Consider the following 11,899-nt stretch of genomic DNA (forward strand, 5'->3'; position numbering starts at 1 on the left):
ACGGCAAGGAAAAGGCCGAGGGACGGCGGGTCAGACTCGACATCAAGGGGCGCTTGGCCGCGATCTGCGGCAATCCAGAGATGTTCCCTAATATATCGGTGTCGGGGGGATTGTTGGTAGCGGGGGAGGGACTCGAACCCCCGACCCCAGGATTATGATTCCCGTGCTCTAACCAGCTGAGCTACCCCGCCACGGCGTTCGGCAGAGGTCCGTAAAGGGGTCAGAAGACCGCGGACCGCATTGCGAACGCGCGGCATATAAGGAGCCGGTCCGGCCCCTGTCAAGCAAACGTCGCAGGTGCAGCAAGAAGCTTCCGCTCGGCGCGTCGCGTGCGCTCGCCGGCGCACGCGACAGCCATCCAGTTCACTTCGGCTGCACGTTGGGATTGCCGCCGGGGCTGCCGGGCGGCGGGATCACCGGCGTCGTGCCGCCTTCCGGGGTGGGCGCATGCATCTGCGGATCGACGCCCGATGGCGGACACAGCACGCCATTGGTCTTGGCAAGCTTCTCACCCAGAGGTTCCCCGGATTGACCGGTGGTGATGCCGTCTGGCGTCGGCATCGCCCGCGCGTTCGGCGCGCAAGCGGCGTTCTGATCCGGGGCCGGCGCAGGCGCTGTGGCCTGCGGCGGCGTAGCCGGGGTTGGCGGCGCTTGGGCGTGAGCCGCGGCGGCGGCCGTCGCAAGCACGAAGGAAACCACGAATGACTGCCTGATGCTCATGGCTCGGCAACGCCGGCCCTGCCATGTCGTTCCGCCGATGGCGTCATCTTGGCAGACGGAACCGCCCGTCCCTGCGCTACGTGGGGCCCGTCAACCCTTGCGGTAACGGATCAGCGAGAAATGTCCGAGCGGCGGCATCGGCCGGCGCTCGGATAACGCTACGCCGCCATGCTTCGCGGCCCAATTGGCGAGCCGCGCCCAGGGGAATTCTGGCCGCCAGCCGAGCCGCCGCGCGATCGGCGCAAACGCCAGTTCGAACAGACGCCGCGGCCCCTTCTCGGCCCCGATGTGATTGACCAGGATCAGTTCGCCACCGGGCTTGAGCACACGGATGAAATCGTCGAGCGTGGCTTCGGGATCCGGCACCGCGGTGATGACATACTGCGCCACCACCGCATCGAAGAAATTGTCGGGGAAGGCGAGGTGCTTCGCATCCATCACCGCAAGCACTTCGACATTGCCGAGCTTCAGCTCGCGCACGCGCTGCTGCGCCCGCCGCAGCATCGGCTCGGAAATATCGACGCCGCAGATCCTGGTCGTGCGCGCGTAATCCGACAGCGACAGCCCGGTGCCAACGCCGACGTCGAGAATGCGGCCACCGATCCGATCGGCCTCCGCAATGGTCGACTGCCGTCCCTGCGCAAACACCTTGCCGAACACCAGATCATAGATCGGCGCCCAGCGCTCATAGGCCTTTTCGACCCCGGCGCGGTCGATGTCCCCCATGCCCCTCTTACCCTGACTTGATGATCAGCCGCGAACCGCCTCGGCGATGCGCTGCGGCCCCGTATGGCGGCCTGCCGCCTGTGACGATACCTTTGACTTGGCGTCGGCACTCTGGATGAAGCCGCCGCCGAGCACGCGCGCACGGCCGGACGGCGCATCGTAGAACACGCACGCCTGGCCCGGCGAGACGCCTTCTTCACCCGCGACCAGTTCGACCTCGTAGTGGCCGTCGGCGCCGCGCAGCCAGGCCGGCTGCGGCGGACGGGTCGAGCGCACCCGCACGAACAGTTCGAGCCCGTCGCGCACGGCGGCATCGAGCGCACCGTCGCCGATCCAGTTGACCTCGCGCAGCACGATGCGGTGGGTACGCAGCGCCTCTCGCGGACCGACCACCACGCGCCGGGTCTGCGCATCGAGGCGCACGACGTAAAGCGGCGCGCCCTTGGCGATGCCGAGTCCCTTGCGCTGGCCGACGGTGAAATTGGCAATCCCAAGATGAGTGCCGAGCACGCGCCCTTCGAGATCGACGATCTCGCCCGGCTCCATCGCGTTCGGCCGCAGCCGCCCGATGATGTCGGTGTAGCGGCCGGTCGGGACGAAGCAGATGTCCTGGCTGTCGTGCTTGTCGGCGACCTCGAGCCCGAACCGCCGCGCCAATTCGCGCACCTCCGGCTTCGTCATGTCGCCGAGCGGAAAGCGCAGGTAATCGAGCTGCTCCTGGGTGGTCGCGAACAGGAAGTAGCTCTGGTCGCGATCGGCATCGGCGGCGCAAATCAGCGCACGCGATCCATCGGCCAATCGACGCGAGGCGACGTAATGGCCGGTTGCCAGCACGGAGGCGCCGAGTTCGCGAGCAGTGGTCAGGAGATCGCCGAACTTGATGGCGCGGTTGCATTCGATGCACGGCACCGGCGTTTCGCCCGAGGCGTAGCTGGCGGCAAAATTGTCGATCACCTGCTCGCGGAAGCGATCCTCATAATCCAGCACGTAATGCGGAATGCCGAGCCTTGCCGCGACATTGCGCGCGTCGTGAATGTCCTGGCCGGCGCAGCAGGCGCCCTTGCGGTGGGTCGCCGCGCCATGGTCATAAAGCTGCAGGGTGATGCCGACCACGTCGTAGCCTTCGGACTTCAACAGCGCGGCCGTCACCGACGAGTCGACGCCGCCGGACATGGCGACGACCACCCTGGTGTCCTGCGGACGGCCTTCGAGATCGAGACTGTTGAGCATGGTCAGGTCACTGCGATGGACCACGTCGGAATTCCCGACGATCGGGAACTCTCTGCTGGCCCGTTGTGCGGTCAAGCTCTTTGCGCGATGTCCGGGCGGAACGAGACCGCATCGGAACCCGCTGAAAAAGCACCCCTTTAATATAGGTGCCTATCCTGTGAAGCAATCATCCTGGGGGCAGGACCGCGCGGCAAATCTTGCCGGCCGGGCAGAAAAAGCGCGGGCGCTGCCGCATAGGGGACAGGTCCCCCCTCTGGCAATCCATTGATATCACGATAAAATTCTCCCTGCCCCGCTCTGGCCCGCTCCTTGCTGAAACGCCCTTTGATCGAGTCGCTCGTGAGAGGTTCTAAGGTGGTCAGCGTCACGTCAGAGATTCCGGCCAGCACGGCCTTCCAGGCAACGGCAGCGCGATCGACGCGGCCCGACCCTGCGCAGCTCAGAGACGGCTTTGCGGCGCTGGTCGATGCGGCGACCCCACCCACCGATTCGTCATCCTCCGCGCCGGCCTTGCCTACGCCCCCGAGCCCGCCACAGCGCAGCAGCGCCAATTCATCCAGCGCGAGCCGCGACTCCTCGCGCAGCAGCACCGACCCCTCCGGACCGCAATCCGCCAGCGATACGAACACGAATTCGGCGCGTACCGACCGGGCCGACGACAGCGGCCAGAGCGACAAGGCCACCAAGACCGGCAGCAAATCCGGCGCGACCGGGAAGAGCGGGACGGATAGCAGCAAGTCGGCCGACACCTCCGACACCAACAAGAGCGCCAAGGACGATGGCGCAGCCGCCGCCCCCGTGGACCCGACGGCGGCATCAGCCGCTCCAGTTGCCGTCGCGGTGCAGCCGAATGTCTCCGCGGCCGATGCGCCGGCAGCCCCTGCGGCCACTGACGGCACCGGTGCCACGGCCGGAGTGGCGGCTGCGGCCGCCGCCCAGGCGGCCGGCTCCGCAGCCGGCGCAGCGGATGCGAAGACGGGCCTGATCGCCGCGGCAGCGAAGGCTGGCACTGGCGCAGCCGCCAATTCCGCTGGCGAAACCGCAGCCGGCGGCACATCCGGGACACCGTCGACCACCGATCCGACTACGCCGAGCGAAACGGGTACATTCACGGCCGCGCTGGACGCTGCCGTGCCGTCGACCGGGAAGGCGCCGGGCAAGGCTGCGCCCGCGCAGGGCAAGGTCGCCACCGGACTCACCGGTGACGGCGCGAAGACATCCGATCCGACCGCTCCGACAACTCAGGCCGTTCAGCCCAATCACGCCGAGCCCGGGCAACAGCAGACCGTCGTCGACAAGGCCGCCGTGCCGGTCGCCGATGCAGCCAAAGCCGAAGGCAATGCGGCTTCGCCGGCGGCGCATGATCGGGCTGGCGCGCAGGCCAATGCCCAAACCGCAGTGACCTCCGACCCCGGCGCCCAAGTTGCCAACACGCTGCAGCAGCAGCTCTCTCCGCCCACCGCGACAGCCGCGCCGATCACATCGGCAAATCTGACCGCGATCGCAGCGACGTCGGCCACCGTCCCCCTGCACGGGCTCGCGGTGGAGATCGCAGCCTCCGCACTGAACGGCAAGAGCCGCTTCGAGATTCGACTGGATCCAGCCGAACTTGGCCGTATCGACGTCCGCATCGATGTCGACAAGAACGGCCAGGTCACGTCGCATCTGCGGGTCGAGAAGCCGGAAACCCTGTCGATGCTGCAGCAGACCGCGCCGCAGTTGCAGCAGGCGCTCGCCGATGCCGGCCTCAAGACCAGCAATAGCGGGCTGCAATTTTCGCTCCGCGACCAGAATTCGTCCGGCCAGAACGGCAATGACAACCAATCCAACGGCAATGCGCAGCGCCTGATCGTGACCGAGGACGAAACCATTCCGGCCCAGGTGGCCGGACGCTCCTATGGTCGCATGTTCGGGCCGCAGGGCGGCGTCGATATCAGAGTCTAAGGGAGAGCATCATGGCCATTGGCGACGCAATCACGGGAAGCCCGGTGGTTTCAGGAACCACGCCCACCTCCTCCAATTCGGGCTCCAATTCGGGCGTCTCCTCGACGGCGAACAGCTCGATCGCGGGCAACTTCCAGACCTTCCTGACGCTGTTGACGACGCAGCTGAAGAACCAGAACCCGCTCGACCCGCTGGACACCAACCAGTTCACGCAGCAGCTGGTGCAATTTGCCGGCGTCGAGCAGCAGCTCAAGACCAACGATCAGCTCTCCTCATTGGTCTCGCTGCAGCAGACGACCCAGGCCACCCAGGCGCTCAACTTTGTCGGCAAGACCGCCGTGGTCAACGGCTCGACGACCAGCTTGGCCAATTCGAAGGCGGCTTGGAATCTCAACATCCCGTCGAACTGCAATCTGACCGTGAACATCACCAACAGCGTCGGCCAGACCGTCTTTACCGGGAAATATTCCGCCCCTGCCGGCAACAACCAGCCATTCCAATGGAATGGCCAGGGCAATGACGGCACGCAATGGCCGGACGGACAATACAAGCTGACGACAACGGCGACCGACAGCTCCGGCAAGCCGGTGGCGGTCAACACCCAGATCGCGGGCCTGGTGTCCTCCGTCGACCTGACCCAGCAGCCACCGATGCTGTCGATCGGCGGACAGACCTATGCGGTCAACCAGATCCAGCAAATCATCAACTGACTTCGGATCGAATCGCGGCTTCGTTGCCCATGTCGGAACCGAGGCTTCTCGTGCGGCTTTGAATTTGTAGTTCCGACGAGGGAGTGCGCGGGGGATCTGACCGGAGCTTCAAATTCGCCGCACGAACCGATTCAGACTCGTGCAGGGCAGCAAGACGCCCAACACACCCGAGACACCGGACCGACATCCGGGCCAGCTTAACCAAATATTTACCATGACTCGCGGTCTGGCGCTTTTCGGCGCCGGACCCTCCGTCATTTCCAATGAGCCCTTTATTGCAGCTCTCTGCTTAGGCAATTTTTAAGCCGGGCGGCGTAGGTTGGTACCGTGAGTTCAGTGGTTAAGAGTTTGTGAGTAAGCCATGACAGAACCCCATCGCCCGAGGGTGAAATACGTCATCGGGCCCGACGGCAGTCCGCTCACTATCGCCGATCTGCCTGCCCCCGGCACCAAACGGTGGGTGATCCGCCGCAAGGCCGAAGTTGTCGCTGCCGTCCGCGGTGGATTGCTGTCCCTCGAAGAGGCCTGCAGCCGCTACACCCTGACTGTCGACGAATTCCTGTCTTGGCAGTTTTCGATCGACCAGCACGGCCTCGCCGGTCTGCGTACGACCCGAATTCAGCAATATCGGCAATAAATCCCTCACCGATAGCGTTTCGCCCTACAAAAAATCGGCTTGACCCCGTCAAGCCGATTTTTGTCATGTCCGCAGTTTGTTAGCAGCCCTTAACTATCGTTAACCATATCGAAACCTTCCCATAGGCAATAATTGCCCAGTGGTCCGATTCAGATTTTCGTCCACCGCCCGCGAGGCGCGGCGCACGGAGTCGGGATCGAGAGACCACCTGGAATGCAGGTGTCGGGTGAAGGTTGGGATCAAATCTCGCGTTCGTTGCAATCGGCCGTAAAGGCCCGCGAAGTTCAAATCCCGCCCCAGCAGCCATCTGTTGAATACCGAACTGTGGGGCAGTTGCTTGCAAGGCCTGGTGGATTTCCTGAAGGGTTTGGGTGCGGCGCGGTTGATGGCGATGATCGCGGTCACCGCAGCGCTGATCGGCTTCTTCGCCTTCGTCATCATGCGCGTCACCACGCCGCAGATGACCACACTCTTTACCGATCTCAGCATGGAGGACTCCTCCAGCATCATCAAGGACCTGGAACGCCAGGGCATCCAGTTCGAGCTGCGCAACGAGGGCAGCGTGATCCTGGTGCCGAAGGACAAGGTCACCCGCCTGCGCATGAAGCTCGCCGAGGGCGGCCTGCCCAAGGGCGGCGGCGTCGGCTATGAGATCTTCGACAAGTCCGATGCGCTCGGCACCACGAGCTTCGTCCAGAACATCAACCATCTGCGCGCGCTGGAAGGCGAACTCGCCCGCACCATCCGCTCCATCGACCGCGTGCAGGCGGCGCGGGTTCACCTGGTGCTGCCGGAGCGGCCCTTGTTCTCGCGCGAGACGCCGGAACCGTCGGCCTCGATCGTCGTACGCGTGCGCGGCGCACTCGAACCGGCGCAGATCCGCGCCATCCGCCATCTGGTGGCCTCCGCGGTCAACGGATTGAAGCCGCAACGGGTTTCGATCGTCGATGAAGCCGGCCAACTGCTCGCCGACGGCTCAGTCTCCGATGTCGAGCAGGCGGTCGGCGACGAGCGGCGCACCGCCTTCGAAAAGCGGCTGCGCAAGCAGGTCGAGGACATCGTCTCCTCCGTGGTCGGCCAGGGCCGCGCCCGGGTCCAGCTCTCGGCCGATTTCGACTTCAACCGCGTCACCCAGACTTCCGACAAGTTCGATCCCGAAGGCCGGGTGCTGCGCTCGAGCCAGACCCGGGAAGAATCCTCGGCGACCACCGAGAGCAATGGCCAGGTCACGGTCGCCAACGAGCTGCCGGCCGCGCCGGGCAACAACAACGGCAGTCCGCCTCCTCCCCGCGACCAGAGCAAGAAGACCGAGGAGACCAACAATTACGAGATCTCGCGGACGACCACGACCGAGGTGACCGAGGCCGGCCGCGTCAACCGCATCTCGGTCGCGGTGCTCGTCGACGGCGCGTACGCCAAAAACGAGAAGGGCGAGTTGGTCTACCAGGAGCGCAACAAGGAAGAACTCGACCGCATCGCAGCCTTGGTGCGCTCGGCGATCGGCTTCGACCAGAAGCGCGGTGACCAGGTGGAAGTGGTCAATCTGAAATTCGCCGACGCCCCCGCAGTGCCGCAGATCAACGAGCCGAGCGGCATCCTCGGAATGCTGCAGTTCACCAAGGACGACGTCATGTACGTCATCGAGCTCGCCGTGATGATGCTGCTCGGTCTGGTCGTGATGTTCATGGTGATCCGACCGCTGGTGAAGAAGATTCTTGCATCCGACGAGGCCGCCGCGCTGACCGGGCTACCGGCGCTGACCGACGAGACGGTGCAAGCCGTCGCCCAGGCCGCGAACTCCCAGCAGACCGCGCATCTGATCGACGTCGCCCAGGTTCAGGGCCAGGTTCACGCCCAATCCGTTCATCGCGTCGGCGAGCTCGCCGAACGCAACCCGGGCGAAGCCGCCTCCATCATCCGGCAGTGGCTCGCCGAGCCGCAGCAGGGCTGATCCGCCAACGCCAAGCGCAGAACTGAAACGCAGACCATAGATTGCCATGTCGCTCCCGCAGACGCAGAACGCAAACACGAACGACATCTCAACCGTCATCGCGACGCTCGCGAGCCGCCAGGCCCAGCGTCCGAAGAGCCAGCCTCTGAGCGGACCGAAGCGTGCGGCCGTCATGATGCTGGCGCTCGGCGAACAATATGGCGGCAAGATCTGGCAGCAGCTCGATGACGACGAGGTGCGCGAGCTGTCGCTCGCCATGTCGACGCTCGGCACGGTCGAGGCCGACGTGGTCGAAGACCTGATGCTGGAATTCGTCTCCCGGATGTCGGCTTCCGGCGCGCTGATGGGCAATTTCGACGCCACCGAGCGGCTGCTGCAGCAATATCTGCCGGCGGAGCGCGTCAACGGCATCATGGACGAAATCCGCGGTCCCGCCGGCCGCAACATGTGGGAGAAGCTCTCCAACGTCCAGGAAGAGGTGCTCGCCAACTACCTGAAGAACGAATATCCGCAGACGATTGCGGTGGTGCTGTCGAAGCTGAAGCCGGAGCATGCCGCGCGCGTGCTCGCCATTCTGCCCGAGGACATGGCGCTGGACGTGATCGGCCGCATGCTGCGGATGGAAGCGGTGCAGAAGGAAGTGATCGAGCGCGTCGAACAGACCCTGCGCACCGAATTCATGTCGAACCTGTCGCAGACCCGCCGGCGCGATGCCCACGAGGTGATGGCGGAGATCTTCAACAATTTCGACCGCCAGACCGAGACCCGCTTCATCACCTCGCTGGAAGAAGAAAACCGGGAATCCGCCGAGCGCATCAAGGCGCTGATGTTCACCTTCGACGACCTGATCAAGCTCGATTCCGCCTCGGCGCAGACCTTGATGCGCAACGTCGACAAGGAGAAGCTCGGGATTGCGCTGAAGAGCGCCAACGAGGAGGTTCGCAACTTCTTCTTCAGCAACATGTCCTCGCGCGCCGCCAAGATGCTGCAGGACGACATGGCCGCGATGGGACCGGTGCGCCTGCGCGACGTCGACGAGGCGCAAGCGCTGCTGGTCAATCTCGCCAAGGACCTCGCCGCCAAGGGTGAGATCATGCTCACCAAGAATCGCGCCGACGACGAACTGGTGTACTGATGGCCCAGCCCGCGAAATTCCTGTTCGATACGGATTTCTCCGCCCCCGACAAGAGCCGGGAACGGGCGGCGACCGCGGCGGAGATCGCCCAGAAGGTCGCGGCGGCCGAGGCCATCGCCTATCGCAACGGCTACGAGGCCGCGCAGCGCGAAGCGAAGGTGGAGGCCGACCGGCGCATGGCCGCGGCTTTGGAACAGATCAATATCCATCTGCAGGGCATCGCCGCGCGTTTCTCCAGCGTCGAGGGACGGATGGAGACCGAGGCAGTCGATGTTGCCATCGCGGTCGCCCGCAAACTGTGCAGCGCGCTGGTTGCCGCCGAACCGCTCGGCGAGATCACCGCACTGATCACCGACTGCTTCGCGCATCTGGTCGCGACGCCGCATCTCGTCGTTCGCATCAATGAGCAGCTCTACGAAGCCGCGCGCGAACGGATCGAGAAGCTCGCCAAACAGAGCGGCTTCGAGGGCCGCCTCGTGATCCTGGCCGAGCCGGAGATCGTGACCGGCGACTGCCGCATCGAATGGGCCGATGGCGGCGTGGTGCTGGAGCGCGCGGCGATCGACGCCAAGATCAACGAACTCGTCGGACGTTATATCGCGTCCAGGAATCAGGATATCGCGTCCAGGAATCAGGCCACCGCTGCGGCCAAGGGAGTTTAAGTCATGAGCGACACCGATTCTCAGGTCCCGCTTCCCGATCTGAATGGCGCCGACGCGCCGCCGCTCGGCGACGTCACCTATACCGAGGATGAACAGGCGGCCCGCGTTGCCGCAGACCTCGAAGCCGTGTTCGACGTGCCGGTGCAGGTCTCGGCCGTGCTCGGCCGCTCCAAGATGGACGTCGGCGAGCTATTGAAGCTCGGGCCGGGCACCGTGCTCGAACTCGACCGCAAGGTCGGCGAGGCTATCGACATCTACGTCAACAACCGTCTCGTGGCACGCGGCGAGGTGGTGCTGGTGGAAGACAAGCTCGGCGTGACGATGACAGAAATCATCAAATCCGATCGCAACTGAGATGGATGATCCCTGCGCGCCTGCTGCAGTGCTGCGCGGAATGACAAATAGGAGATCGACATGCGGCTTCTCATCGTCGGAACGCTGAAGGGCCAGCTGACCGCCGCCACCAAGATCGCCATGGACAATGGCGCGACCGTCACCCACGCCGAGGACAACGAGCAGGCGATGCGCGTCCTGCGCGGCGGCAAGGGCGCGGACCTGTTGCTGGTCGACGTCGGCCTCGATATCCGCGACCTCGTGATGCGGCTCGATGCCGAGCACATCCATGTGCCGATCGTCGCCTGCGGCATCACCAGCGACGCCCGCGCCGCGGTCGCCGCGATCCATGCCGGCGCCAAGGAATATATCCCGCTGCCGCCGGACCCGGAGCTGATCGCAGCGGTGCTGGCTGCGGTCGCCAACGATTCCCGCGACCTCGTCTATCGCGACGACGCGATGGCCAGGGTGATCAGGCTGGCCCAGCAGATCGCGGGCTCGGATGCCTCGGTGATGATCACCGGCGAGTCGGGGACCGGCAAGGAAGTGCTGGCACGCTATGTCCACAGCCGCTCCGCCCGCGCCAAACGTCCCTTCATCTCCATCAACTGCGCGGCGATCCCCGAGCATCTCCTGGAGTCCGAACTGTTCGGCCATGAGAAGGGCGCCTTCACCGGCGCGATCGCGCGCCGGATCGGCAAGTTCGAGGAAGCCTCCGGCGGCACGCTGCTGCTCGACGAAATCTCCGAGATGGACGTGCGGCTGCAGTCGAAGCTGCTCCGCGCCATCCAGGAACGCGTGATCGACCGCGTCGGCGGCACGCGGCCGGTCCCGGTCGACATCCGGATCATCGCGACCTCGAACCGCAACCTTGCCGACGCCGTGCGCGAGGGCACCTTCCGCGAGGACCTGCTGTTCCGACTCAATGTCGTGAACCTGAAAATCCCGCCGCTGCGCGAGCGGCCGGCCGACATCCTCGAACTCGCCCATCACTTCGCCCGCAAATATTCCGACGCCAATGGCGTGCCGCTTCGCCCCATTTCGGCCGAGGCCAAGCGCGTGCTGAGCAGCAATCGTTGGCCGGGCAACGTGCGCGAGCTCGAAAACACCATGCATCGCGCGGTGCTGATGGCGGTTGGCGACGAGATCGGGCCCGAGGCGATCCTGACCCCCGATGGCAGCCGTCTCGATATCGTCAAGACCCAGCCCGCGGTGGCGCACGCCACCATGGCCGCCGAACAGGTGACGCGGGCGCTGGTCGGCCGCACCGTAGCCGATGTCGAGCGCGACCTGATCCTGGAGACCTTGAAGCACTGCCTCGGCAACCGCACCCACGCCGCGAACATCCTCGGCATCTCGATCCGGACGCTGCGCAACAAGCTCAACGAATATGCCGATGGCGGCATCCCGATCCCGCCGCCGGGCGCGGGCGAGGCGCGGATGCCGACCACGATCGGCTAAATTCGACGACGCCATTCCAGACATCGCGAAACGATGCCCCCAATCGGGGCATCTTTCCGCGATCAGACTGCTTCAGCCCTGCCGTTCATTGCGAGCCTCCCGGTCCGCGCAAAGCGCGGCCGGATGACAGGCGCCGCGACGCGATCCGCAAGCACGGAAAAGTCTGGATTGCTTCGGAACTGACGCTCCGCGCCATGACGATAATCATGACGGCGCAGCCATTCACGAATAGCTCGGCGCGTCCGGACTGCGGAAGATGTGGATGGGGTCGCCGGGCGTGAACTCGCGTCTGGTGAAGACGGCATAGGCGTACAGCGCGAGATAAAGGATCGCGGCCGTGCCGACGACATACAGGACCCAAGTGCCGATACGCTTGCCGATACGCTTCAT

The 11,899-nt window shown here is 64.9% G+C and carries 12 protein-coding genes and 1 tRNA gene; 8 read left to right on the forward strand and 5 right to left on the reverse strand.

Annotated features, from left to right (window positions below; translation table 11 throughout):
• Window positions 1-114: 114 nt before the first annotated feature.
• From QXZ85_RS14995 to mnmA, 4 genes are all read right to left on the reverse strand, one after another.
• Window positions 115-191 (reverse strand) — tRNA-Met (locus QXZ85_RS14995).
• Between the two features lie 172 nt (window positions 192-363).
• The gene (locus QXZ85_RS15000) at window positions 364-720 is read right to left on the reverse strand and encodes a hypothetical protein (RefSeq protein WP_315704814.1); all 357 of its coding nucleotides are present in this window, start codon (window positions 718-720) and stop codon (window positions 364-366) included.
• A 90-nt stretch (window positions 721-810) separates the two neighbouring features.
• Complete coding sequence (locus QXZ85_RS15005; RefSeq protein ID WP_315704815.1) at window positions 811-1,446, reverse strand: class I SAM-dependent methyltransferase; 636 nt, start codon at window positions 1,444-1,446, stop codon at window positions 811-813.
• A 24-nt stretch (window positions 1,447-1,470) separates the two neighbouring features.
• Window positions 1,471-2,676, reverse strand: coding sequence for a tRNA 2-thiouridine(34) synthase MnmA (gene mnmA / locus QXZ85_RS15010; protein ID WP_315704973.1), 1,206 nt, complete (start codon window positions 2,674-2,676; stop codon window positions 1,471-1,473).
• 354 nt (window positions 2,677-3,030) lie between these two features.
• Between mnmA and QXZ85_RS15015 the strand changes: the two genes are divergently transcribed.
• From QXZ85_RS15015 to QXZ85_RS15050, 8 genes are all read left to right on the forward strand, one after another.
• Window positions 3,031-4,620 carry a flagellar hook-length control protein FliK gene (locus QXZ85_RS15015; protein WP_410052718.1) on the forward strand — a complete coding sequence of 530 codons (1,590 nt, stop codon included), beginning with the start codon at window positions 3,031-3,033 and terminating at the stop codon, window positions 4,618-4,620.
• Between the two features lie 11 nt (window positions 4,621-4,631).
• Window positions 4,632-5,330 carry a flagellar hook capping FlgD N-terminal domain-containing protein gene (locus QXZ85_RS15020; RefSeq protein WP_315704817.1) on the forward strand — a complete coding sequence of 233 codons (699 nt, stop codon included), beginning with the start codon at window positions 4,632-4,634 and terminating at the stop codon, window positions 5,328-5,330.
• Between the two features lie 361 nt (window positions 5,331-5,691).
• On the forward strand, window positions 5,692-5,967 hold the full coding sequence (locus tag QXZ85_RS15025) for a DUF1153 domain-containing protein (protein WP_002714638.1): 276 nt from the start codon (window positions 5,692-5,694) through the stop codon (window positions 5,965-5,967).
• Between the two features lie 337 nt (window positions 5,968-6,304).
• Window positions 6,305-7,918, forward strand: coding sequence for a flagellar basal-body MS-ring/collar protein FliF (fliF, locus tag QXZ85_RS15030; protein ID WP_315704974.1), 1,614 nt, complete (start codon window positions 6,305-6,307; stop codon window positions 7,916-7,918).
• Between the two features lie 46 nt (window positions 7,919-7,964).
• Entirely contained in the window at window positions 7,965-9,053 is a 1,089-nt protein-coding gene (gene fliG, locus QXZ85_RS15035; protein ID WP_315704818.1) for a flagellar motor switch protein FliG, read from the forward strand.
• Window positions 9,053-9,715 carry a FliH/SctL family protein gene (locus QXZ85_RS15040; protein WP_315704819.1) on the forward strand — a complete coding sequence of 221 codons (663 nt, stop codon included), beginning with the start codon at window positions 9,053-9,055 and terminating at the stop codon, window positions 9,713-9,715. The genes fliG and QXZ85_RS15040 overlap by 1 nt, the downstream gene beginning before the upstream one ends.
• A gap of 3 nt (window positions 9,716-9,718) precedes the next feature.
• On the forward strand, window positions 9,719-10,069 hold the full coding sequence (fliN, locus tag QXZ85_RS15045; protein ID WP_315704820.1) for a flagellar motor switch protein FliN: 351 nt from the start codon (window positions 9,719-9,721) through the stop codon (window positions 10,067-10,069).
• A 60-nt stretch (window positions 10,070-10,129) separates the two neighbouring features.
• A complete protein-coding gene (locus tag QXZ85_RS15050; RefSeq protein ID WP_315704821.1) occupies window positions 10,130-11,509 on the forward strand; it encodes a sigma-54 dependent transcriptional regulator in 1,380 nt (459 codons plus the stop codon).
• A 222-nt stretch (window positions 11,510-11,731) separates the two neighbouring features.
• Here the strand turns inward: QXZ85_RS15050 and QXZ85_RS15055 are convergent, their stop codons facing one another.
• Window positions 11,732-11,899 (reverse strand): hypothetical protein, encoded by a 168-nt coding sequence (locus tag QXZ85_RS15055; protein ID WP_315704822.1) that lies wholly within the window; start codon window positions 11,897-11,899, stop codon window positions 11,732-11,734.

Source organism: Bradyrhizobium sp. SZCCHNGR1005 (genome assembly GCF_032489995.1).
Taxonomy (GTDB): Bacteria; Pseudomonadota; Alphaproteobacteria; order Rhizobiales; family Xanthobacteraceae; genus Bradyrhizobium.

Bases quoted from the DNA above. Each gene is read 5' to 3' on its own strand.
- QXZ85_RS15000 (WP_315704814.1), bottom strand. From the start codon at position 720: ATGAGCATCAGGCAGTCATTCGTGGTTTCCTTCGTGCTTGCGACGGCC.
- QXZ85_RS15005 (WP_315704815.1), bottom strand. From the start codon at position 1,446: ATGGGGGACATCGACCGCGCCGGGGTCGAAAAGGCCTATGAGCGCTGG.
- mnmA (WP_315704973.1), bottom strand. From the start codon at position 2,676: ATGCTCAACAGTCTCGATCTCGAAGGCCGTCCGCAGGACACCAGGGTG.
- QXZ85_RS15020 (WP_315704817.1), top strand. From the start codon at position 4,632: ATGGCCATTGGCGACGCAATCACGGGAAGCCCGGTGGTTTCAGGAACC.
- QXZ85_RS15025 (WP_002714638.1), top strand. From the start codon at position 5,692: ATGACAGAACCCCATCGCCCGAGGGTGAAATACGTCATCGGGCCCGAC.
- fliG (WP_315704818.1), top strand. From the start codon at position 7,965: ATGTCGCTCCCGCAGACGCAGAACGCAAACACGAACGACATCTCAACC.
- QXZ85_RS15040 (WP_315704819.1), top strand. From the start codon at position 9,053: ATGGCCCAGCCCGCGAAATTCCTGTTCGATACGGATTTCTCCGCCCCC.
- fliN (WP_315704820.1), top strand. From the start codon at position 9,719: ATGAGCGACACCGATTCTCAGGTCCCGCTTCCCGATCTGAATGGCGCC.
- QXZ85_RS15050 (WP_315704821.1), top strand. From the start codon at position 10,130: ATGCGGCTTCTCATCGTCGGAACGCTGAAGGGCCAGCTGACCGCCGCC.
- QXZ85_RS15055 (WP_315704822.1), bottom strand. From the start codon at position 11,899: ATGAAGCGTATCGGCAAGCGTATCGGCACTTGGGTCCTGTATGTCGTC.